Source organism: Mangrovicoccus ximenensis, from assembly GCF_003056725.1.
Lineage (GTDB): Bacteria > Pseudomonadota > Alphaproteobacteria > Rhodobacterales > Rhodobacteraceae > Mangrovicoccus > Mangrovicoccus ximenensis.
The window spans coordinates 535,352-556,883 of the sequence record NZ_QBKZ01000001.1; the positions used below are offsets into that span (position 1 = coordinate 535,352).

Genomic DNA, 21,532 nt, shown 5'->3' on the forward strand with positions numbered 1-21,532 from the left:
CCAAGCTGAACGCTAACAGGATACGCACGGGGAACTACCTTCTGTCTCGGGCTGCGGGGGAACCTGGCCTCCAGTATCCTGAAGCAGGGGCGGCAAGCTAAGCGCAAATCGGAAACTGTGCGCAATCATCGCGGGATCTGCCGGATCGCGATCGGGCCCAGCCGGGGGCTGGCCCATTGGCGGGACTGGCGGACTTCGCCGGTCCCGTCATCCACCCAGTAAAGATTGACGAAGGACTGGTCCGAGGACTTGCAGTCCTCCTCCATCAGTCTCGTCCGGGCTGTAAAGGGACCCAGATCGACCTCGCGGGCGCCGCGCGAGGCGACCTTGCAGACGAAGCTGCGGATCACGACCTGGTTCTCGCCGTCAAGATAGCTCTGGAAGCGCGGATAGTATCCCGGGAAATCGAACAGGATGGCTGCCTGGACCTCGCCGACATCCGCAGACATCATGTCCCCGCCAAGCCCCCTCGTCGCGACCAGGAAGCCGTTCCTGAGGCTCAGGTTGACATTGTCGATCGATACCCAGCTGCCGATCCCGTTGCGCTCCTCGGCCTTCAGGAAGGCAGCGAAGCGGTCCTCCTCGTTCTCGACCCCTGCCAGAACCGCCGGGGCTCCGGCCTGGGCGAGTCCTTCGTAGCGACGCTCCGAAGGGGTTTGCTCCTCGCGCGCTCCGAACACTGCGGAAACCGGATCGGGGATCGAGCAGGCTCCGGCCAGCAGCGCGCCGAGCAGCGGCAGAAGGAGGGGCAAGCGGATCATCTCCAGAAGCGCCCCCAGCTGTCGCCGAGCTTGGGCTCCTGATCGCTGCGCACCAGGTCGTGGAGCCGGTTGCGGACATCGAGCTGGGCGCCGCCGTCCCGGGTAACCGGACGCAGGGTGGTGCTGAAGCCGCTCTTCGACGGCTGGCCCGAGAGCCAGCTGATCGGAATTTCGACCTCGATCCCCTTGTCGAAGGAGCCTTCGCCGAATTCGTCGTAGGGCACGTCGGTCAGCGTGAAGAAGGCGCCGACCCGCCAGCCGTTGTCGAATTCACGGTCCAGGCTGAAGGTCGCGCCCCAGTCGCCAGCCAGATAGCGCCCGGCATCGACCTGCCCGACATAGCCGTTCTGGAAATCATAGTAGACCGAGGCGTGGCCCAGGGTCATGTCATAGTCCTGGAAGCCGAACCCCATGTCGAAATCGCGCTTGCGGGCATAGTCGAGCTCGAGGCCCAGCCCGACCCGGCTGTCCACCGGCTTCCACAGGATCTCGCCGGAGGCACCGCCATACATGCGCTCCAGATAGCCTGCCGTGACCCGGCCATAGAGGTCCTGCCCGGGACGGAAGAAATACTCTGCCGTCAGGTGGGTCATCTCCAGATCTGTCTCATCGTAGTAGCGCAGCGAATCCGTGCGCACATGCGGCAGCTCGGAATTCGGCGGCCGGTCGGAATCGTCGATGTTCCCGGCGATTTTCTGGCGCAGGTTGCCCGAGAAGATCAGCCCGGGGGCAGCTTCCAGCCCGGCGCCGAGCTGGAGCCCGACCTCGCCGCGCACGGGCTCGTCCACATCGAAGAAGAGCGGAATGGCATAGAGGCCGAAACTGTAGCCGAAATCGGGATATTGACCCGGCCCCGGCACGCGCGGCGCAATGCCTGGCGCCTTTGCATCCTGGATCTTCGCGCTGGCATAGCTCTGCCAGGAGCCGTCGAGTTCGTGTTCCAGCCGTTCGAGCTCGCTACGCTCCAGCGTCACCGCGGTGACGGGCATGCCCTGCGTCTGGGTGACGACCGTGATCCGACCGATCTCGGGCGGCAGCACCCGGGTCATGGCGCGTGCCGCGCGGCCGATCGCCTCGGCACTGGCGGGATAGCGCTCGTTGACGATGTAGAGCGTTGCCGCGCTGCGTGTCATCGTCAGGGATTCGAGCCGGAGCCCCTGCTCGTCGAGTAGCGCGGCGGCCCGGTTGCGCAGCGTCTCCGGCGCGGCGACCGGGGAAGCGGTGCTCGGCGCCCAGCCGCCTTCGATGCGGGGCGCGGCCTGGCGCGGCAGCACCGGCAGCGGTGCCGCTTCGCGGTCGATCGGGCCGGGCGGTTCCTTCACGTTGAAGCTGTAGCTGAGCATTCCGCTGACGGTCGTCCCGCCGCCCAGCACCGCTGCGCTGAGGCCGATGCCGTTCTCGAAGCGGTACTCCGCCGAAACATTGAGTGGCCCGGAATAGTCGAAGATTCCGGCATCTTTTTCCGCGGCATAGCCGTCGGACGAATATTCGAAATTGAGCTTGATCCGGTCCGTGGCCTGCCATTCGACCCCGCCGAACAGCGCCGCCGGACCGCGGAACCACTGGTCGAACTGGACCTCGCCGGCCTCGCCGTTGATCCCAGGGCGCGTCTTGAAGCTGTCGCCGAAGATGCCCAGCGGATTGTCGAAGCTGTCATGGCTGCCAAGGCGGCCCCAGCCGATTCCGCCGGTCAGCCGGACGCGGTCCACGACAGTCTTGCTGGCCACGACATATTCGCTGGAATAGACCCCTGTACCGGTGAAATCCTGCAGGCCGATGGTGAAGGCGGGGCGGTATTCGCCTTCGTCGATGAAGCGGTAGCTGATGTCGAAGCTGCGGTCATATCGCGTGCCGTCGAAGAAGCGTGCCTCGTCAAAACCGTCGAGGATCGAGTAGCGGAAGGTGCCCGAGAGCCTGTCGCTCGCCTGGAAGGTCAGGCTGGTCCGCGACACGTTGTCGAACTGTGCATAGCCGAGCGACATCTGCGCATCCGGCTGGGAGGCCGCGGTCGGCATCTCGACGATGCCCGGGCGTCCCATGAAGGACATGTCACTTCGCGGCTCCATGAGATCCTGGGCTTTGCCGGATACCGCAAAGCCCAGACATGCGGTGCTGCCTGCAAGCCATGCAGATGCCGTGAGCTTCCGTCGTTTCACGTTCTGTTCTGTCCCGAGCGGGGGCAAGCCGGGAGGCTTCTTCCGCACATTGTTTCCGTTTTTGTTCCCCGAAAACTAACATGCGCCAAGAGGCAGGACAGAGGCGAATGCCCGCATGCCGATTTCTGCCGGAACGTGCGGCACGCAGGCAACAAATATGAAAAATCAAGTCTGTAGGTGCGGAGGTCGCAGGCAAGCGCTTCTTAAGCAATGCGTGCTCAAGTCGTCTTGGGAGACGGTTTGGAGCGATTTTATGTGGAGAAACCGGGAGATTTACCTTGCTGGGAGCGCCCTCAGCGCCGCGGTCCTTGCCGTCTGCGTGCTTGGATGGGGGATGGGGCCTGCCAGTTCCGACACGGTTGTCCCGCAGGACAGTGCGCTCGTGATCCGCAACGACCGCGGCGGCAATCTTCGGGAACGGATTGCCCTGCTCGAAACCCTGCGCCGACAGGGGCGGCGCGCCGAAATCGGCGGCGCGGAATGCCTCTCAGCCTGCACGCTATATCTGGGGCTTCCCGGGTCTTGCGTTCATCGCAGGACGGTCTTCGGCTTCCATGGCCCGTCGCATTACGGTGCCCCGCTGCCGCCCGGCCAGTTCGAATTCTGGTCGCGCCAGATTGCCGATCAGTATCCGGAACCGCTTCGCAGCTGGTATCTGGAAACCGGTCGCACCCGCATTGCCGGATTTTTCCGGCTGAGCGGAGCGGTGCTGGTCCAGATCGGAATCCCCCCCTGCTGAAGCAGGAGGGGGAACCAGCGTTACTTGGTCGTGGTGGTCGTGGTGGTCGTGGTCACGTCCAGCGCGGTCAGCAGCCCGCCGGCGCTGGCCTGGACCCCCATTTCGGAGGCGGACGCGGTCACCTCGATCGGGGTGGGGAGCTGCAGGGTCTCTTCGGAAGACTGGGCAGAGGCAATGCCGGCAGCCAGGACGAAGGGCAGGGACAGTACGAGTGTTTTCATCTTACGGAACTCCATTAACTTTCCCGAGGGTACAGAATTTCTGGTTGCAAAGATAGATGCTGCATCCGCGAAGTGATGGATGCGGCGGAGTTTTGCGCCCTTGCCCGGGGCCGGAATGAGCAGCCCTGCGCGCAGGGTGCCACGGAAGCTGCGAGAGGGACGGAGCCGGTTGCGAACAGCCGCCCGGAGCGGAGGAAGATGACTTTTGGCGGGTCGACTGATTCCCTGCCTCTGCGGCGCAAGGGAGGACAGATGGGCGCGGCTTCCCGGACTGGCAGCCGCGGTCCCGGCTGCTATAGTTCCGCACTTCGGATCAACCGGCAGCTGGGACCGATCGGCCCCAGCTGCCACACCTGAGGATGGCAGAGATGAGGCTTCTGAAGAAAATTTTCAGGCAGTCGGAGCGCACGGCGCCTGCTTGGTTCCCCGAAGCCCCGCTGTCCCCCGACGAGCCCTTCTACGCGATCGGCGACATCCATGGCTGCGACCGCCTGCTGGATCAGCTGCTGCAGCAAATCCGCGAAGATGCCGGAACGGAGGCTCCGCGGATCATCTGTGTCGGAGACTATATCGACCGCGGCGACGGCTCGCGTGCAGTGTTGGAGCGCCTTCGCCAGCTGCAGCAGAAGCACGGCTCTGCGCTGATCTGCTTGGCTGGAAATCACGAGGACATGCTTCTGCGGTTCCTCGACCAGCCGGAAAGCGGCGCCTCCTGGCTGCGCAACGGCGGCCTGCAGACGCTGGCGAGCTTCGGCGTCGGCCTGCCCGGCGGGACATCAGGCGAAGCCCTGAAGGACATCAGCGCCCGGCTGGCGGCAGCAATGGGGCCGGAACTTGTCACCTGGCTGCGCAGCCTTCCGCTGCAATGGCAGAGCGGCAATGTCGCAGTTGTGCATGCCGGGGCAGACCCGGGCCTGCCGGTTGCGCTGCAATCGCGCGAGGTCCTGCTCTGGGGGCATCCGGATTTCGGCCGGAAGCCGCGCAGCGACAGTGCTTGGGTCATCCATGGCCATGTCATCTGCGGGCAAGTCACGCAGGCCGGAGGCTGCATCTCGATCGATACCGGAGCCTATGCGTCGGGCTGCCTGAGTGCAGTGCATGTTTCGGCCGACGGGTTGCGCTGCCTCGATACGCGCAGGCGGCTGATCTGAACGGGCTGCCGCGCCTGCCTGCTGGCCAGTTGCGTCAGTGATCGGAAAACCTGTCGTTCTCCGCCCGCGGCTTGCGGTCGGGGCCCGGGCCGAAACTTGACATCAATGCGGCAATTCCCACACCGATCAGCGGCCCGGCGACGAAGAACCAGACCAAAATGATGGCAGGTCCCGCTCCCATGATCCAGAGAACGAGACTCCCGAGAATGGACAGGAGCGGAATTACCAGAACCGAACCAGCCATGCCTTACCTCCGGCAACCGAAGGTTGAATCCTAGAAGGCTCGGGGCCGGATTGACAGCCGAAACCGGCCGGACCGGCGGAGGCCGCGCGGGACCTCCACCCGCTGGGCTTCAGCAGGCGTTCTTGCTGTCGAAGAAAACGCCCAAGGTGCGGGCGCTGATCGCGAGGTCGCGGCCCATGCTCCAGGACTCGACGTATTGGGCATCCATCTGAACCCGCTCCTCGAAGGACAGGTTGCTGCGGCCGGAAACCTGCCACAGTCCGGTGATGCCCGGCCGGGTGCGTTCATAGGCCTGGATATGCACGCCGTAGACGTCGATCTGGTCGAGCATGATCGGGCGCGGCCCCACCACGCTCATGTCGCCGCGCAGCACGTTGATGAACTGGGGCAGCTCGTCGAGGCTGGTCTTCCGTAGGAAATGTCCGATCCCCGGAACGATGCGCGGGTCGTCGCGCAGCTTGCGCATCACCTCGTATTCGGCGCGTGCCTCGGGGTTCTCCGCCAGATATTTCTGCAGGCGCGCATCAGCATCCACGACCATGGTGCGGAACTTGAGGCATTTGAACCGGCGGCCGCCGAAGCCGACGCGTTCCTGGACGAAGAAGATCGGGCCGGGGCTGAGGATTTTCAGCAGCGCCATGATGGCCAGGAAAGGCAATGCGCTTGCTGCCAAGGCAAGAAGAGAGAAGCCGACATCGAAGGTCCGCTTGGGCCAGTGGCCAAGCGGAACGCTGCGCTGTTCGGCGACACGCGTCTCTGCGACTTCGGAAACCTGCGGATATTTTGCAGAAGCAGTCATTGCACCCCTTACCCTTGAGGCCGGGCGGCCATCCGAAAGGGCCGCATTCCGGGTTAACTTTACGAACTGGCAAGGCGGGCCCGCAGAACCGTGAGGGTGACACTTGCCTAAACAACTCGCTTTAGTTTTCCAAAACTTACCCGATTCGTTAACCATTCTGTTCGCCTTAGGTCCTTTTGACGCGGAGGTGGCGCAAATTTGCGCAAGCCCGGCGCGTGCGCCCGTGGGGTGCGCAGGAACAGGCCGACGCCAGCCGTTCAAATGCCGGGGAGGTCCGGCAGCGCGCTGGCGCCGCCGATCAAGCCGGTTTAAAACGTCGCGCTGACAGACCGGAAGCTGCCGGGATATGGTTCGGCGGTGGCGGCGAAGGCCGCCGGGTACAGGCGTAATTGGCAGGGGGCCGCTTCGAGCGGTAAGTTTTCATGAAAATTGTCATGCTTGGCACCGGCTATGTCGGTCTGGTCTCCGGGGTTTGCTTCTCGGATTTCGGCCATGAAGTCGTGTGCGTCGACAAGATGCCCGCCAAGATCGAGATGCTCGAGCGCGGCGAGGTGCCGATCTACGAGCCCGGCCTCGATGCCGTCATGGCGCGCAACGTCCAGGCAGGCCGGCTGAGCTTCACCACCGATCGCGCCGCCGCCATGGAGGGCGCGGACGCGATCTTCAGCGCGGTCGGCACGCCCACCCGCCGCGGCGACGGCCATGCCGACCTGACCTATGTGATGGCCGCCGCCGAAGAGATCGCGCGCAACCGCAAGAGCTTCGCGGTGGTCGTCACCAAGTCGACCGTGCCCGTCGGCACCAACCGCAAGGTCGAGGAGGTGATCCGCCGCGCCGCTCCCGATGCCGAATTCGGCGTCGCCTCGAACCCGGAATTCCTCCGCGAAGGCGCCGCGATCGACGATTTCATGCGCCCCGACCGGGTCGTGGTCGGCGTCGAGGACGCGCGCGCCAAGGAGATCATGGGCGAGGTCTACCGGCCGCTCTTCCTGCGCGATTTCCCGATCGTCTATACCGATCTGGAATCCGCCGAGATGATCAAATACGCCGCCAACGCCTTCCTCGCGACCAAGATCAGCTTCATCAACGAGATCGCCACGCTCTGCGAGAAGGTCGGCGCCGATGTGAAGGCGGTGTCGAAGGGCATGGGGCTCGACGGCCGGATCGGCAACAAGTTCCTGCATGCCGGCCCCGGCTATGGCGGTTCGTGCTTCCCCAAGGACACCTCGGCGCTGGCGCGGATCGGCCAGGATTATGCGGTGCCGATGCGGATCACCGAGACGGTGATGGCCGTCAATGACGCGGTCAAGCGGCGGATGATCGACAAGATCGTCGATCTCTGCGGGGGATCGGTCAACGGCAAGGTAGTCGCCGTGCTGGGCGTGACCTTCAAGCCCAATACCGACGACATGCGCGAGAGCCCCTCGCTGACCATTGTGCCTGCTCTGGTGGGCGGCGGCGCGACGTTGCGCGTCGTCGATCCGCAGGGCCGCCGCGAAGGCGAGGCGCTGCTGCCGGGCGTGGCCTGGGAGGCCGATCCCTATGCGGCTGCCGAGGGCGCCGACGCGGTGATCCTGCTGACCGAGTGGAACGAGTTCCGCGCGCTCGATCTGTCGCGGATGGCCGCGGCGATGTCGACGCCCGTCATGGCGGACCTGCGCAACATCTACGACCGCGGCGACGTGCTTGCTGCCGGTTTCGCGGAATACGCGGCCGTCGGCCGCTGATACAGAGCCCGCCCGGCGGAAATCCCGCTGGGCGGCACGGAACGACCAAAAGCAGAAGCGGAAGACAATGCCTCGCGCCCTGATCACCGGCTCGGCCGGATTCATCGGTTTCCACCTTTCAAGGCTTCTCCTCGAAGAGGGCTGGCAGGTCTGGGGCTATGACGGGATGACCGACTACTACGATGTCGCCCTCAAGGAGGCCCGCCATGCCGCGCTGGCCCAGCATCCGGGCTTCACCGCCCGCAAGGGGATGCTCGAGGATGCCGCCGGGCTCTCGGGCTTCGCCGCTGCCGCGAATCCTGACATAATCGTCCATCTCGCCGCGCAGGCCGGCGTGCGCTACTCGATCGACAACCCCGCTGCCTATGTCGATGCCAATATCGTGGGCTCGTTCAACGTCATGCAGGTGGCGCTGGAGCAGCGGGTGCAGCATCTGCTGATGGCCTCGACCTCCTCGGTCTACGGCGCCAATACCAAGATGCCCTATGCCGAGACGGACAAATGCGACACGCAGATGTCCTTCTACGCGGCGACAAAGAAGGCCAACGAGGCCATGGCCCATTCCTGGGCGCATATCCACGGGCTGCCGATCACCATGTTCCGCTTCTTCACGGTCTACGGGCCCTGGGGACGCCCGGACATGGCGCTGTTCAAGTTCACCAAGGCGATCCTCGAGAACGAGAAGATCGACATCTACAACCACGGCGAGATGTACCGCGACTTCACCTATGTCGAGGATCTGGTGCGCGGCATCCGGCTTCTGGTCGACGCGGTACCGCCTGCGCCCGATGCCGGGGCTGAGCCGGTTGCCGGCGACAGCCTGAGCCCGGTCGCGCCCTGGCGGGTGGTCAATATCGGCAATTCCCGCAAGGAACGGCTTCTGGATTTCGTCGAGGCGATCGAGGCCTCGACCCGGCGCAAGGCGATCCGCAACTACATGCCGATCCAGCCCGGCGACGTGCCGGCGACCTGGGCGGACGCCAGCCTGCTGCAGGCCCTGACCGGCTATCGCCCCGAAACCGACATGCGCGACGGCGTCGCGAAATTCGTCGAATGGTACCGGGACTACTACCAGGCCTGAGCGTCAGGCAGCCCCGTCGCCGGGGCTGCACAACGGGGTGTCAGGCCAGTTCCGCCCCGAGCTTCTCCAAAACCTCCGCGACCAGCTTTTCGGCTGCGGCGCTGTCGGCCATCTCGGCATAGCAGCGGAATTCCGGCGCATTGCCGGAGGGCCGCAGATGGATCACGTCGCCGCCTTCGAAGGTGACGCGCAGCCCGTCGGTCAGGTCAGTCCCGGTCTCGGGCGGCATGCCGCCGAAGAAGGCCGCGCGCGCGGCCGCATCGCCCGTCATCCGGGCAATGAAGCTGCGCGACACGTCCGGCTCGATCCCGGCGATCCGGTCAGCGGCGGTGAAGCGCGGCGGCAGCGTCGCGACCAGACCGGCAAGATCGAGCCCCCGCGCCTTGGCCAGGGCCAGCGGTGCGATGATCGGCAGGAGACTGTCGCGCGTCATCAGCGGGCCAAGCAGCCCGGCGGGGCCGTCCGCTTCGAAGCCCAGCAGGAAGCCGCCATTGGCCTCGTAGCCCACGACCTTCGCCGCCGGGTTCCCGGACAGGACCTCTTCCATCGCCGCGATCACGAAGGGCGAGCCGATCCTGGTGCGCAGGACTTGGGCGAAGCCCATCGCGTCCACGGCCGTGTTCGACGAGACCGGCGTGCAGAGCACCTCCGCGCCCAGGAGCTGCGCAGTGAGCGGCCCCAGGATGTCGCCGGGCACGATCCGCCCGGCGGCATCGGTGACCATCGGCCGGTCGGCATCGCCGTCGGTGGAGATCACCGCGTCGAGCCCGTGATCCGCGCACCAGGCCGCCAGCATGCTGCGGGTGTCCGGGTCCACGGCCTCGGTATCGACCGGGACGAAGATGTCCGAGCGCGCCAGCGGCACGGCCTCGGCGCCGAGTTCGCGCACGATGTCGGTCAGGAAGTCCCGCGCCGCCGAGCTGTGCTCGTAGACGCCGATCTTCAGCCCCGAAAGGGCCTCGGCCCCGAAAGCCGTGCGATACCGCGCGACATAGGCTTCGGCGATGCCAGCCGCCTCGGAGACCGGGGCTTCCAGCCCCGCGGACGGACGGCCGAGCGCGGCATTGATCCGCGTCTCGTCCTCCTTCGAGACCTCGCCGCCGGGCAGGTAGAATTTCAGCCCGTTGCGGTCAGCGGGGATATGGCTGCCGGTGATCATGATCGCCGCTGCACCGGCCTGCATCGAGGCGAGCGCCAGCGCCGGGGTGGGCAGCATGCCCGCCCGGGTGACGGCGATGCCCTCGCCCGCAGCCGCCGCAATCACTGCCTCGGCGATTTGCGGCGAGGACGGGCGCAGATCCCAGCCGACGAAGACATGGCCGCCGTTCGGGCAGGCGGCCAGGAAAGCGCGGGTGTAGTCCGCGACCAGGTCATCGGTCAGTTCCGTGACCAGGCCGCGCAGCCCGCTCGTGCCGAATTTGGGCGCCATGGATCAGCTCCGCGCGTAGATGTCTTCGTAGCGGATGATGTCGTCCTCGCCGAGATAGGCTCCGGTCTGGACTTCGATCAGGACCATCGGCACCTTGCCGGGGTTCTCCATCCGGTGGATCGCGCCGAGCGGGATGTAGACCGACTGGTTCTCGGTCAGCAGCTTCACCTCGTCGTCAACGGTGACCCGTGCAGTCCCCGCGACCACGATCCAGTGCTCGGAGCGGTGGACATGGGACTGCAGCGACAGCGAGGCGCCGGGATGGACATGGATGCGCTTCACCTGGAAGCGGTCCGACAGGATCAGCGTCTCGTACCAGCCCCAGGGACGGTAGTCGCGCGGCAGCTGCTCGGCTTGGGACGCGCCCTGTTCCTTGAGGACGGAGACCGCCTTCTTGACGTTCTGGCTGTCGGACATGTCGGCCACCATGACCGCGTCCTTCATCGCCACGGCAACCACGTTCTTCAGCCCGATGCCCACCAGCGCGATGCCCTCGTCCTCGGAGCGCAGCAGGCTGTTCTCGCAATCGAGCGCCGTGGCGTTCTCGCTGAGCCCGTTCCCGGCCTCGTCGGTTGCCATCTCCTTCCAGACGGCTTCCCAGGAGCCGAGGTCGTTCCAGTGGCCCTTGAAGGGAACGACGGAGACGTTGGCGGCTTTCTCCATCACGGCGTAGTCGATGGAATCCTCCGGCACGAGCTGCCACAGCGCCTCGTCGATCCGGGTGAAGGACAGGTCGGAGCGCGCGGCTTCGAAGGCGGCGGCGGCGGCGTCGTGGATCGCCGGAGCGTGGGTCTTGAACGCTACGACCAGCGCGTCGGCGCGCGCCAGGAAAATCCCGGCATTCCACAGGTTCTTCCCGTCGGCCAAGAGCTTGGCGGCGGTCTCCGCATCCGGCTTCTCGATGAAGCGCGTAAGTTCGAGCGCCCCGCCATGATGCGCAGCCCCGGCTTCGAGCCAGCCATATCCGGTCTCGGGATGGTCGGGCTGGATGCCGAAGGTGACGATCTGGCCGGTTTCGGCAGCGGCTACGCCTTCGGCCACGGCGGCGCGGAAGGCTGCCGGATCCTCGACGGCATGATCAGCCGGGGTCAGGAGAACAAGCGCAGAGGGATCCTGCGCCGCGACATGCAGCGCGGCAATGATCGCGGCCGGCGCCGTGTTGCGGCCCTGGGGCTCGATCAGGACGGCGCCCGGGGCCATGCCAATTTCGCCGAGCTGTTCGGTCACCACGAACCGGAAGGCATCGGCGGTCACGACCACTGGCGCGGCATAGCCTTCGCCGGAGAAGCGCAGGGCCGAGCCGTGGAACAGGCTCTGCTCGCCGAGAATGCCCGCGAATTGCTTGGGGTAACTCTTGCGGGACAGCGGCCAAAGGCGCGTGCCCGACCCGCCGCAAAGAAGAACTGGATAAATCACTGACAGACCTGCCTGATAAGTTGCACGTTTCCGCTCGGAAAGTTGTGGCATGCCGGAACCGCGAAAAACAGTCTCGCGGACCGGTCTTGACGTCGCAGCCCAAGCGCTCCGCTCAGCGCGCATAGCCGGGGCGCTGGTGCCAAGCCCAGGCGGTAGCGATCATCTCGTCGATCCCCGAATGTTCCGGCGCCCAGCCCAGCACCTCGCCCGCCCGGGTCGATCCCGAGACCAGCGCTGCGCAGTCGCCAGGCCGCCGCGGCCCGTCCTTCGCGGGGAGCGGCAGGCCGGTCACCCGCGCCACCGCCTCGAGCACCTCCTTCACCGAGAAGCCCCGACCGGTGCCGAGGTTGAACACCTCCGATGCACCGCCCGCCTGCAGGTACCCGAGCCCCAAGACATGCGCCGCAACCAGGTCGGTGACGTGGACATAGTCGCGCACGCAGGTGCCGTCGGGCGTCGGATAGTCCTGCCCGTTGATCGTCAGGAGGTCGCGGCGCCCCGCAACCGCGTCCAGAGCCAGCGGGATCAGATGCGTCTCGGGGCGGTGGAACTCGCCGATCTGGGCATCCGGATCGGCCCCGGCGACATTGAAATAGCGGAAGAAGACATGGCTCAGCGCCAGGTCAGGCGCGGCTGCCAAATTGCGGATCAGGTCTTCGGCGGCGCGCTTGGAGGCGCCGTAGGCATTGAGCGGATCCTGCGCGCAGCTTTCGTCCAGCATCACGCCGTCCTGCTCGCCATAGGTGGCGCAGGTCGAAGAGAAAACCAGATGCGGCACCCCTGCCCCGGCCATCGCCTGCACCAGCCGCAGCGTGCCGATCACGTTGTTGTCCCAGTAGAGCCCGGGATCGCGGCGGGCTTCTCCGACATTGGAGAGCGCCGCGAAATGCCTCACCGCCACCGGCCTGTGGCGCGCCAGAACCTCGTCCACCCGGCCGCGGTCGCGCAGGTCGCCCTCCTCGAGGGGTCCGTATTTCACCGCCTCGTGCCAGCCCGTGGAAAAATTGTCGAAGGTGACGGGCTCGTAACCCGCCGCGGCCAGTGCCTTGCAGGCATGCGAGCCGATATAGCCGGCACCGCCGGTCACCAGAACTGGGCCACTCATGAAAAACTCCCGAAACCGCGTCGCAACAGTCCCGTCCGCTTGCGGTCGGGACCCCGTCTCGGAGAAATTCTATTGGTTTGGTCCGCCGGGAAAAGGAGCCATGACGTCACGCCAGCCGGCATGCACCGCACAAGCCCGGCGGGCCGCCTGACATGGCCCGCCAGAGATTGGTCTCAGCCTGTTACGGGATCAACCGCGCGATGATGAGATCCGCCGCTTCTTCCGGGGTCATCTCGGTGGTGTCGATGCGCAGCTCCGGCGCCTCGGGATGCTCGTAGGGGCTGTCGATGCCGGTGAAGTTCTTCAGCTGGCCCGACCGCGCCTTGGCATAGAGACCCTTCACGTCGCGGCCCTCGGCCACTTCGAGCGGGGTGTCGACGAAGACCTCGACGAATTCGCCCGGCTGCATCATCGAGCGCACCATGTCGCGCTCAGAGCGGAACGGCGAGATGAAAGCGGTGATCACGATCAGGCCCGCATCGGTCATCAGCTTGGCGACCTCGCCGACGCGGCGGATGTTCTCCACCCGGTCAGCCTCGGTGAAGCCGAGATCCTTGTTCAGGCCGTGGCGCACGTTGTCGCCGTCCAGAAGGAAAGTGTGGCGGTTCATCCGCGCCAGCTTCTTCTCGACGATGTTGGCGATGGTCGACTTGCCCGAGCCCGAGAGACCGGTCAGCCAGACCACGGCCGGCTTCTGGTGCTTCATGTGGGCATGGTGCTCGCGGCCGATATCGGTGGCCTGCCAGTGGATGTTCTGGGCGCGGCGCAGCGCGAAGTTGATCATCCCGGCGGCAACCGTGTGGTTGGTGATCTTGTCGATCAGGATGAAGCCGCCGAGGTCGCGGTTCTCGGCATAGGGCGCGAAGGGGATCTCGCGGTCGAGCGTGATGTTGGCGACGCCGATGGCGTTGAGGTCGAGCGTCTTCGAGGCCAGGTGCTCCTGGGTGTTGACGTTGACCTCGTATTTCGGCGCCTGCACCGTCGCGGAAACGGTCTGGGTGCCGATCTTCAGCCAATAGGCCCGGCCCGGCAGCAGCTCGTGCTCGTCCATCCAGACCAGCGTGCTCTCGAACTGGTCGGCCACCTCGAGCGGCGCCTGCGCGGCGGTGATCACCTGGCCGCGCGAGCAGTCGATCTCGTCGGTCAGGGTCAGCGTGACCGACTCGCCCGCCACCGCCAGGTCGCGGTCGCCTTCGAGCGAGACGATGCGCGCGATCTTCGAGGTTTTGCCCGAGGGCAGCACCCGGATCTCGTCGCCCGGACGCACCTGGCCCGAGGCGATCAGGCCCGCGAAGCCGCGGAAATCGAGGTTCGGGCGGTTGACCCACTGCACCTGCATGCGGAACGGACCGGCCTGCTCGCGGCTGTCCTCGACCTCGACTTCCTCGAGATGCGGCAGGAGCGAGACGCCGTCATACCAGGGGGTGTTTCCGCTCGGGCCGGTGATGTTGTCGCCCTTGAAGCCCGAGATCGGGATCGGGGTGAACTCTTCGATGCCGATCTCCGCGGCGAAGGCGGTGTAGTCGGCGACGATCTTGTCGAAGACCTCCTGGCTGTAATCGACCAGGTCCATCTTGTTGACGGCCAGCACCACGTGGCGGATGCCCAGCAGCTTGACCAGGTAGCTGTGGCGGCGGGTCTGGGTCAGGATGCCCTTGCGCGCGTCGATCAGGATGACGGCGAGATCGGCGGTCGAGGCGCCGGTCACCATGTTGCGGGTGTACTGCTCGTGGCCGGGGGTGTCGGCGACGATGAACTTGCGCTTCTCGGTGGTGAAGAAGCGGTAGGCGACGTCGATGGTGATGCCCTGTTCGCGCTCGGCGGCGAGGCCGTCGACCAGCAGCGCGAAGTCGATCTCCTCGCCCTGCGTGCCCGAGCGCTTGCTGTCGGCTTCGAGCGTGGCCAGCTGGTCCTCGAAGATCATCTTGGAATCGTAGAGCAGCCGCCCGATCAGGGTGGACTTGCCGTCATCGACCGAGCCGCAGGTGATGAAGCGCAGCATGGTCTTGTGCTGGTGCGTCTCGAGATACTGTTCGATGTTCTCGGCGATCAGCGCGTCGGTCTTGTAGATGGGTTCTTGCGTGTTCATGGAATGCGTACCTTGAAAGGGGAGGACGGAGGGCTCTTCGGCGCGGCGGCGCTCAGAAATAGCCTTCCTGCTTCTTCTTCTCCATCGAGGCGGCCTGGTCGTGGTCGATGGCGCGGCCCTGGCGTTCGGAGGTGGTGGTCAGGAGCATCTCCTGGATCACCTCGGGCAGGGTCTTGGCCTCGCTCTCCACCGCGCCGGTCAGCGGGTAGCAGCCGAGCGTGCGGAACCGCACCGAGCGCATCACCGGCTCCTCGCCGTTCAGCGGGAAGCGGTCGTCATCCACCATCAGGATCAGCCCGTCGCGCACCACGGTCGGGCGCGGTTCCGAGAAGTAGAGCGGCACGATCTCGATGCCTTCGAGATGGATGTACTGCCAGATGTCCAGCTCGGTCCAGTTGGAGATCGGGAAGACGCGGACGCTCTCGCCCTTGGCCTTGCGGGCATTGTAGAGGCGCCACAGCTCGGGGCGCTGGTTCTTCGGATCCCAGCGGTGGTTGGCCGAGCGGAAGGAGAACACGCGCTCTTTCGCGCGGGCCTTCTCCTCGTCGCGGCGCGCGCCGCCGAAGGCGACGTCGAAGCCGTATTTGTCGAGCGCCTGCTTCAGCCCTTCGGTCTTCCACATGTCGGTATGCAGCCCGCCATGGTCGAACGGGTTGATGCCGCGCTCTTTCGCTTCGGGGTTCTGGTAGACCAAGAGCTCCATGCCGGCATCCTTCGCCGCCTTGTCGCGCAGCGCGTACATGTCCCGGAACTTCCAGGTCGTGTCGACATGCAGCAGCGGGAAGGGCGGCGGCGCCGGGTAGAAGGCCTTCTTCGCCAGGTGCAGCATGACGGCGCTGTCCTTGCCCACGCTGTAGAGCATGACCGGGTTCTCGGCCTCGGCGACGACTTCGCGCAGGATGTGGATGCTTTCCGCCTCCAGGCGCTGCAGGTGGGTAAGGGTCTTGCTGTCCATCGGGGACCTCTGTCGAATGGCACTCTACTGGAGATCGAAGCTATCCTTGCCGCGGCGCCGAATAACCCCCCATATGGGGGGTGATTTGACGGAAATGTCCGGAGGGAGCAGATGTCGCAGGAAGACGGGATCGTGGCCGCGCTGTTCGCCGCCGCCATGGGCGCCTCCGGCGGGCAAGCGGAGGCCGGAGGCGACGGGCTGTGGCAGGCCTTCCTTGCCCGGCTGGCGGAGGCGACGCAGGCGGATGCCGCGCTGCTTGCCGGGCGATCGCAGCGGCGGCGCGCGGTACCGCTCCGCCGCCTGCAGGCGGCCCGGCGGCTTCTTCGCCAAGTCACTTTGCCCTCCCCCGGCACGGTCTATCCGCGAGACCTGCCGCTCCGAGCGACTGGAATGACCTGCGGCCATCTTCGCGGGCATGGGCGGAGAGAGTTGCATCTGATGGACATCAAGGGGTTGGGGGCCAATCCGGGCAAGCTCAGGTTGCAGCCTCGCGGGGCTGGACGGAGCCGGGGCGGCCGTGTTTTGCGGAGCTCTCCGGCGGCATCGCCTGCCCGATGTTCCGGACGGGCCTCCGCGCTGCGTAGTTGCGATGGAGGCTTGCGGCGGTGCCCATCGCATCGGGCGCTTCCGTCGCGGGAAAGGGGACGCGCCGCGGCGGATGCCCCCGCGGCATCCGGCCTTGTCCGAAGGTTCACGGCGGGACGGATCACGGTTTCATCCGGCAGATGACATCCCCCGCGGCCGGGACGATCGCCGAAGCCGTGACGCATCGGCGACGCCCTTCGCCGCGATCAAGCCGGAAGAGCCGCTCGATCTTCCTCCCCTGCGCCGGGCGCGGCTGGTCCAATCCATGGCCATGATCGCGGCTGGCGCCAGTCGGCTGAGCGCATGGCCGCATGGATCGGCGGAACCGGCGCTGATGATGGGTTGGGTCGCCCCTCCTGACGGCACTTGTGCCAGGGTGATCCGGATAGGATCGGGAGGTTTGGATGAAGAAGGACGTCTCCGTCATCGGCGTGGATCTGGCCAAGCAGGTCTTCCAGCTGCACGGGGCAACCGGGACTGGCGAAGTGGTCTTCCGCAAGTATCTGTCGCGTCGCCAGTTCGAGGAATTCATGAAGGCCCAGCCGCGATGCCGGGTCGCCATGGAAGCCTGCGGGACGGCGCATCATTGGGCGAGGCTGCTGCCGGCGCTTGGCCATGATGCCTGCCTGATTTCGCCGAAGGTCTTGAAACCCTTCGCGAAGACCCAGAGCGAGGCGGGGTCCGGAACCGTCCGGGGGACGGTTCCGCCGCCGAGCGACATGGCCGATGCCGAGGCGATTGCCGAAGCGGCGAGCCGACCGACCATGCGCTTCGCGGAAATCAAGACGCCCGAACAGCAGGGGCTTGGCATGATCTTCAAGCTGCGGGACATGTTGGCCGGGCCGCGAACCCAGATGATCAACAGCCTGCGGGGGCATCTGCCGGAATTCGGGATCGTTGCAGGCAAGGGCCGGGAGAATATCGCCAAGCTGCGGCGCGCTCTGGAGGCGGAGGACGCTTCGGAGGGCCTGCCCGCCCCGGTTCGGGCCATGCCGCAGCTCTGCCCCGGGCAAATCGACGGCCTGTCCAAGCGGATCTCGGACCTCGACGCGCAGATACAGGCGGCAAGCAGGCGAACCCCGCTTTCTGCCCGGCTCCGGAAGATGCCGGGGATCGGGCCGGTGACAGCGATGGCAATTGCCGCCTTTGCCCCGCCGATGGACGCCTTCGGGCGCGGCCGAGATTTCCCGGCGTCGTGCTGAAAAGCACGCCATTGGCGTGACGCCCGGCCTGCGGTCCGTCTCCCGGACGGACCGCGTTCCGGTCCGCACTGCCGGGACAGCATTCGAGCGGCGGAAAGCAAAGGCTGGGCCGAACCAGCAAGTCCGGGCAGAGCGTTGCCGACGGCCGCTCGGACCGGTGGCGCGGCCATCGGCAACTCCGGCGCCTGCTGATCATCGGCGCGATGGCGGTGATTTCCGGCACCAAGGCGCGGCCGCCTGCCGGGAGTTCATGGCTCGGCCGCATCCTTGCGCGCAAGCCGCGGATGCTAGCGGCGATCGCGCTGGCCGACAGTGAGCGGGTCCGCGCCACCGGTCCGAGCGGCCCGCGAACGGCCCGCGTTCGCCCGCTCGCTCGAACCATGGCGTTCGCGGGCTCACTCTGGGCGATGATGACGAAGGACGAAAAGTTTCGGGACGGCCCGCAGCTGGCGGGTTGACGCGGCCAGGGCACTGCCTCGAAAATGCGGGAGAAGCTGAAGCGCGCATGATATCGATCGGAAAGATCGGGGTTGGGAAATCAGCGTTGCATGATGAGCTTCGAGCTCGGCTTGATGTTTTGAACCTGACCCGCGGATCCCATACCGGCCAGGGGGGACGAACTCCCGGAAAAGGCCTGACACATGGACGCCTTCGATCGCATGATGCCAGCCGAGGCGTGCGCCCGCTGAAACCGGGGCTGCCCACACATGCTGCAACCGCCCCCCGACGGCATCGAGGTGCCAAGGTGGGATCGCAACACTCCGAATTAGGAGGCGGTCATGTCGGAGATTGTCACGGTCGGGCTCGATCCGCTGACCGGCAGGCGAATGCAGAGCAATTGCCGGGAGGTTGGCGAAGAATGCGGTCCAGGTCCATGGCGCTGGCGCCAGGGGGGCTGCGGTTCTGCGCAGGAAGCTCCGGAGAGCCGAGGTGCTGGAGTTCTTCGCGAAGCTGCCGCCCTGCCTGGTGGCGATGGAGGCCTGCGGCGGCGCCCATGTCCGGGGGCGCGAACTGTCCAGGCTCGGTCACGACATCAGGTTCGTCCCGCCTGCCTATGTGAAGCCTTTCGTCAAACGGCAGAGAGAGGCGGGGTCCGGAACAGTCCGGAGGACTGTTCCGCCGCCGAACGGATGCCGCCGACGCCGAGGCGATCTGCGAGGGTCCGAAGCCGCTCGCGCAGCGATCCGGGGGATCGATGGAAGGCGCAAGACGCAGCGGCCTGGCATGCGCTTCGTTCCGGTGAAGAGCGAGGAAACGCAGGGGGCGGCCAGCGCCTTCCGCGTGCGGGAGCTGCTGATCCGGCAGCGCACCCAGGCGATCAACGCGCTCCGAGGACACCTGGGCGAGTACGGCTGGGTCGTGCCGCAGGGAGCAACCAATGTCCGGCGGCCCGTCGCGATACTGGAGGACAAGGAGTCGGACCTTCCGGCAACGGCGCGGGCCTCCCTGACGGTCCTGGCCGCAACGCTCGCGCAGCTCGACGGGCAGATCGGCACGCTGGATGCCGAGATTGAACGCCGCGCCCGCAGGAGCGCCGTCGCCCGCCGCCTCATGACCATTCCGGGCATCGGCCCGCTGATCGCAACGGCTCTGGCCACAGTTTCGCCGCCGCCGGAGATGTTCCGGAAAGGCCGTGACTTCGCGGCCTGGCTCGGCCTCACGCCAAGGCAGCACTCGACGGGCGGAAATCAGCGGCTCGGCGCCACGACGACCCTCTCGGGACATTGCGTTCCGCAATGCCCTGCCGGGCAGCGGATGGGCGAGCGCTCGCTGAGGCGGCTGCTGATCATCGGCGCCAACAGCGTCATCATCAAGCGGCACTGCCACGCCTCGGCGCACCCGGGCACGTGGCTCGCGCGGATGCTGGAGCACAAGCCGCCGACGCTGCTCCGCGTGGCGCTCGCGAACAGCGAGCGGTGACGCGCCGCCGGTCCGAGCGCACCGCGAGCGGCGCGCATCGTCTGGGCCTTGATGAAGAGCGGAGAGACCTGCCGGGCTCCCGCCACGGCCGCGCAAGCCGTCATCGGCCGCGAGACGTCGGAGCGGAGGAGGGCTGGGAGCAGCTTGGCGCAACGGTCGTGAGACGGGGTCGGAAAACCAGGGCGCAACAGAGTGCCATCGAGCACGCGGCGTTGATTTGGACGTTCGGCATTTCTCTCGGACCAATGGCGTTCGATGCCTCACTCCGCGAACACCATGCGGGCCCGCGGCATAGAGAAGGCCGCACCATGAGGCCGGATACATGTCAGCACCCGGCACCGCGCCAAAATGCTCCGAAAACCCTCTTGCGCAAGGGGCGGTTATGCATGTTGCGCAAATCAGCTGGCGACGGCAGGTCTCCTTTCCCCGGGCACACTTGTCCCTTTGCCACGGTGACCGGGATGCCGAGGGCAGCGAAGCGGTTCATGAATGAGCGGCAAGCGGCATCGGTCCGGGGCCGATGCCGAACGGACATCAGCCTTCGGCCGAGCAGCTGCACGCAGGTCATTCAATCGCCGGGGACATTCAATCGCCGGGGAAAAGGTCCCCCGGACCTTTTCCCGGTCCGGCACATCTCTCCATCCTGCCGCGGCGGCGGTAGCCGCTCCGGTTCCGCCAGAGCGCCCGGCCCAGATGCTTCGAGGTTCTCAGGATCCCGTTGCGCGCCCGGGCTCCCGCCGTGTCCGGCTGCCATGGCCTCGCGTTGCTGCGGGCCAGGAGTGAGTATCCGTCATGCGCAAGTGGCTTTTGGGGTCCACAACCTGTCGGCCTTGACCAGCGCGTTGGCGGTGAGCATGAGCTTTCTCATGAGCGCAACGATGGCAACCTTTGCGGGTGTCCCGGCCTCTCGGAGCTGGGCGTGCTTGACCTTGAGATCGGGGTTGAAGCGCATTGCGAGGAGTGCGGGCCTGCAGAGCGCATCGCGCAACGGCTTGCGGCCGCCGCTGATGAAGGACCTGCCTGTCCACTGGCCGGATTCTCGGCTGAAGGGGGCGAGCCCTGCGAGGCTTGCGGCCTGCTTGCTGTCGAACCTCCCGATTTCGGGCAGGAAGGCCGGGATCAGCGCCGTGGCGACGGGGCCGATGCCGGGAATGGAGCACAGGATTTCGCGGGCGCGTGCCATGGCACCGTCTTCGGCGGCCAGCCTGGCAAGCCCGGCATCCAGCTCCGCAATCTGGCGCTTCACCAGAGCGTGGATCTGGACGTGGCCGCGGTTGCGCAGCCTGGTCCGCCCGGTGGCCAGGGCGCGGCGGGCAACCTGCAACTTCTCGAGAACCTGCAGGTCCGGCGATACGGGCACATCGGGTTCCAAGGCCAAGGCTGCGCCCATGCGGGCCAGAATGCGCGCATCCGCGGCATCGGTCTTGGCTTGCGCACCGCAAGCCTCGGCGAAGCGCCGGGCCTGCAAGGGGTTGACCTTCACCAGTGGAAACTTGCCCGAAAGCGCCGCCTCGAAGGCCCGGTGATGCGGGCCGGTGGGCTCGAAGACGATGCAGGCCACCCGTGCCTTGCCCAGCCATCGGATCAGCGCCCGGAAACCACGGGACGTGTGCCCGAACGGCTTCGCCGCGCCCTCCCCGAGGCGGAAAGCATCGGGACGGGATTTCGAGATATCGATGCCGATGGCATGATTCGTCATTTTCGCCAGTCCTATCCTTGTCATGCCCGGCGCAAACACGCGCAGCCCCTCCCGCGACGTTGCTCCGCAACGCGCTGCTGGGCGGCAGTGCAGGCCCATGGTGAAGACGGCGGCCGGCCCTGCTCACTCGCGGTACGGTCGACCCAGGAGGATACGATCCGACCGCCGCCGTCTGTTTCCCGCCATGCATGGCGGGAAACAGACGGCCCCGAACATGAACGACGGACCCGGAAACTCATGATACAAGGGCGTG

The 21,532-nt window shown here is 66.3% G+C and carries 16 protein-coding genes and 3 pseudogenes; 6 read left to right on the plus strand and 13 right to left on the minus strand.

The window, feature by feature from the left end; all coding sequences use genetic code 11:
* Positions 1-125 precede the first annotated feature (125 nt).
* Together C7T91_RS03055 and C7T91_RS03060 are read right to left on the minus strand one after the other, a co-directional pair.
* Positions 126-752, minus strand: a complete 627-nt coding sequence (locus C7T91_RS03055) for a YjbF family lipoprotein (RefSeq protein WP_161555718.1) — start codon at positions 750-752, stop codon at positions 126-128.
* Positions 753-757: 5 nt separating this feature from the next.
* Positions 758-2,809: a YjbH domain-containing protein gene (locus tag C7T91_RS03060; RefSeq protein WP_161555719.1), complete on the minus strand. Its 2,052-nt coding sequence runs from the start codon at positions 2,807-2,809 to the stop codon at positions 758-760.
* Between the two features lie 223 nt (positions 2,810-3,032).
* On the opposite strand from C7T91_RS03060, the gene C7T91_RS31335 reads away from it, so the two are divergent.
* Positions 3,033-3,656 (plus strand): hypothetical protein, encoded by a 624-nt coding sequence (locus C7T91_RS31335; protein ID WP_145962754.1) that lies wholly within the window; start codon positions 3,033-3,035, stop codon positions 3,654-3,656.
* 20 nt (positions 3,657-3,676) lie between these two features.
* Here the strand turns inward: C7T91_RS31335 and C7T91_RS03070 are convergent, their stop codons facing one another.
* Positions 3,677-3,877 carry a hypothetical protein gene (locus C7T91_RS03070; RefSeq protein WP_145962755.1) on the minus strand — a complete coding sequence of 67 codons (201 nt, stop codon included), beginning with the start codon at positions 3,875-3,877 and terminating at the stop codon, positions 3,677-3,679.
* Between the two features lie 368 nt (positions 3,878-4,245).
* On the opposite strand from C7T91_RS03070, the gene C7T91_RS03075 reads away from it, so the two are divergent.
* Positions 4,246-5,028: a metallophosphoesterase gene (locus tag C7T91_RS03075; protein ID WP_108257948.1), complete on the plus strand. Its 783-nt coding sequence runs from the start codon at positions 4,246-4,248 to the stop codon at positions 5,026-5,028.
* A gap of 34 nt (positions 5,029-5,062) precedes the next feature.
* Here the strand turns inward: C7T91_RS03075 and C7T91_RS03080 are convergent, their stop codons facing one another.
* Both C7T91_RS03080 and C7T91_RS03085 read right to left on the minus strand, forming a co-directional pair.
* Positions 5,063-5,272 carry a hypothetical protein gene (locus tag C7T91_RS03080; protein WP_108257949.1) on the minus strand — a complete coding sequence of 70 codons (210 nt, stop codon included), beginning with the start codon at positions 5,270-5,272 and terminating at the stop codon, positions 5,063-5,065.
* A gap of 109 nt (positions 5,273-5,381) precedes the next feature.
* Positions 5,382-6,227 carry a sugar transferase gene (locus tag C7T91_RS03085; RefSeq protein WP_236637944.1) on the minus strand — a complete coding sequence of 282 codons (846 nt, stop codon included), beginning with the start codon at positions 6,225-6,227 and terminating at the stop codon, positions 5,382-5,384.
* Between the two features lie 266 nt (positions 6,228-6,493).
* Here C7T91_RS03085 and C7T91_RS03090 point away from each other — a divergent pair, with 266 nt between their 5' ends.
* Positions 6,494-7,798 (plus strand): UDP-glucose dehydrogenase family protein, encoded by a 1,305-nt coding sequence (locus tag C7T91_RS03090; RefSeq protein ID WP_108257951.1) that lies wholly within the window; start codon positions 6,494-6,496, stop codon positions 7,796-7,798.
* Between the two features lie 67 nt (positions 7,799-7,865).
* Entirely contained in the window at positions 7,866-8,879 is a 1,014-nt protein-coding gene (locus C7T91_RS03095; RefSeq protein ID WP_108257952.1) for an NAD-dependent epimerase/dehydratase family protein, read from the plus strand.
* 40 nt (positions 8,880-8,919) lie between these two features.
* Here C7T91_RS03095 and C7T91_RS03100 read toward each other — a convergent pair whose 3' ends face one another.
* From C7T91_RS03100 to C7T91_RS03125, 6 genes are all read right to left on the minus strand, one after another.
* A complete protein-coding gene (locus C7T91_RS03100) occupies positions 8,920-10,308 on the minus strand; it encodes a phosphomannomutase (RefSeq protein WP_108257953.1) in 1,389 nt (462 codons plus the stop codon).
* 3 nt (positions 10,309-10,311) lie between these two features.
* Positions 10,312-11,724, minus strand: coding sequence for a mannose-1-phosphate guanylyltransferase/mannose-6-phosphate isomerase (locus C7T91_RS03105; RefSeq protein WP_108257954.1), 1,413 nt, complete (start codon positions 11,722-11,724; stop codon positions 10,312-10,314).
* A 112-nt stretch (positions 11,725-11,836) separates the two neighbouring features.
* Positions 11,837-12,829, minus strand: coding sequence for a UDP-glucose 4-epimerase GalE (gene galE, locus C7T91_RS03110; RefSeq protein ID WP_108257955.1), 993 nt, complete (start codon positions 12,827-12,829; stop codon positions 11,837-11,839).
* Between the two features lie 181 nt (positions 12,830-13,010).
* On the minus strand, positions 13,011-14,918 hold the full coding sequence (gene cysN, locus C7T91_RS03115) for a sulfate adenylyltransferase subunit CysN (protein ID WP_108257956.1): 1,908 nt from the start codon (positions 14,916-14,918) through the stop codon (positions 13,011-13,013).
* 52 nt (positions 14,919-14,970) lie between these two features.
* Entirely contained in the window at positions 14,971-15,873 is a 903-nt protein-coding gene (cysD, locus tag C7T91_RS03120; protein WP_108257957.1) for a sulfate adenylyltransferase subunit CysD, read from the minus strand.
* A 24-nt stretch (positions 15,874-15,897) separates the two neighbouring features.
* A complete protein-coding gene (locus C7T91_RS03125) occupies positions 15,898-16,203 on the minus strand; it encodes a hypothetical protein (protein ID WP_108257958.1) in 306 nt (101 codons plus the stop codon).
* A gap of 659 nt (positions 16,204-16,862) precedes the next feature.
* Here C7T91_RS03125 and C7T91_RS39020 point away from each other — a divergent pair.
* Both C7T91_RS39020 and C7T91_RS03140 read left to right on the plus strand, forming a co-directional pair.
* A pseudogene (locus C7T91_RS39020) lies at positions 16,863-18,118 on the plus strand (IS110 family RNA-guided transposase).
* Positions 18,119-18,497: 379 nt separating this feature from the next.
* A pseudogene (locus C7T91_RS03140) lies at positions 18,498-19,673 on the plus strand (IS110 family RNA-guided transposase); the annotation flags it as partial.
* A gap of 543 nt (positions 19,674-20,216) precedes the next feature.
* On the opposite strand, the pseudogene C7T91_RS03145 reads toward C7T91_RS03140, so the two are convergent.
* Positions 20,217-20,351: pseudogene (locus C7T91_RS03145) on the minus strand (IS5/IS1182 family transposase); the annotation flags it as partial.
* 19 nt (positions 20,352-20,370) lie between these two features.
* Positions 20,371-21,279: a transposase gene (locus C7T91_RS03150; protein WP_108257961.1), complete on the minus strand. Its 909-nt coding sequence runs from the start codon at positions 21,277-21,279 to the stop codon at positions 20,371-20,373.
* Positions 21,280-21,532: the final 253 nt, after the last annotated feature.

Excerpts from the sequence above, each read along its gene's own strand:
- C7T91_RS03060 (WP_161555719.1), bottom strand. The coding sequence starts at position 2,809 with ATGTCCTTCATGGGACGCCCGGGCATCGTCGAGATGCCGACCGCGGCC.
- C7T91_RS31335 (WP_145962754.1), top strand. The coding sequence starts at position 3,033 with ATGCCGATTTCTGCCGGAACGTGCGGCACGCAGGCAACAAATATGAAA.
- C7T91_RS03070 (WP_145962755.1), bottom strand. The coding sequence starts at position 3,877 with ATGAAAACACTCGTACTGTCCCTGCCCTTCGTCCTGGCTGCCGGCATT.
- C7T91_RS03075 (WP_108257948.1), top strand. The coding sequence starts at position 4,246 with ATGAGGCTTCTGAAGAAAATTTTCAGGCAGTCGGAGCGCACGGCGCCT.
- C7T91_RS03080 (WP_108257949.1), bottom strand. The coding sequence starts at position 5,272 with ATGGCTGGTTCGGTTCTGGTAATTCCGCTCCTGTCCATTCTCGGGAGT.
- C7T91_RS03085 (WP_236637944.1), bottom strand. The coding sequence starts at position 6,227 with ATGGTTAACGAATCGGGTAAGTTTTGGAAAACTAAAGCGAGTTGTTTA.
- C7T91_RS03090 (WP_108257951.1), top strand. The coding sequence starts at position 6,494 with ATGAAAATTGTCATGCTTGGCACCGGCTATGTCGGTCTGGTCTCCGGG.
- C7T91_RS03095 (WP_108257952.1), top strand. The coding sequence starts at position 7,866 with ATGCCTCGCGCCCTGATCACCGGCTCGGCCGGATTCATCGGTTTCCAC.
- C7T91_RS03100 (WP_108257953.1), bottom strand. The coding sequence starts at position 10,308 with ATGGCGCCCAAATTCGGCACGAGCGGGCTGCGCGGCCTGGTCACGGAA.
- galE (WP_108257955.1), bottom strand. The coding sequence starts at position 12,829 with ATGAGTGGCCCAGTTCTGGTGACCGGCGGTGCCGGCTATATCGGCTCG.
- cysN (WP_108257956.1), bottom strand. The coding sequence starts at position 14,918 with ATGAACACGCAAGAACCCATCTACAAGACCGACGCGCTGATCGCCGAG.
- cysD (WP_108257957.1), bottom strand. The coding sequence starts at position 15,873 with ATGGACAGCAAGACCCTTACCCACCTGCAGCGCCTGGAGGCGGAAAGC.
- C7T91_RS03150 (WP_108257961.1), bottom strand. The coding sequence starts at position 21,279 with ATGACGAATCATGCCATCGGCATCGATATCTCGAAATCCCGTCCCGAT.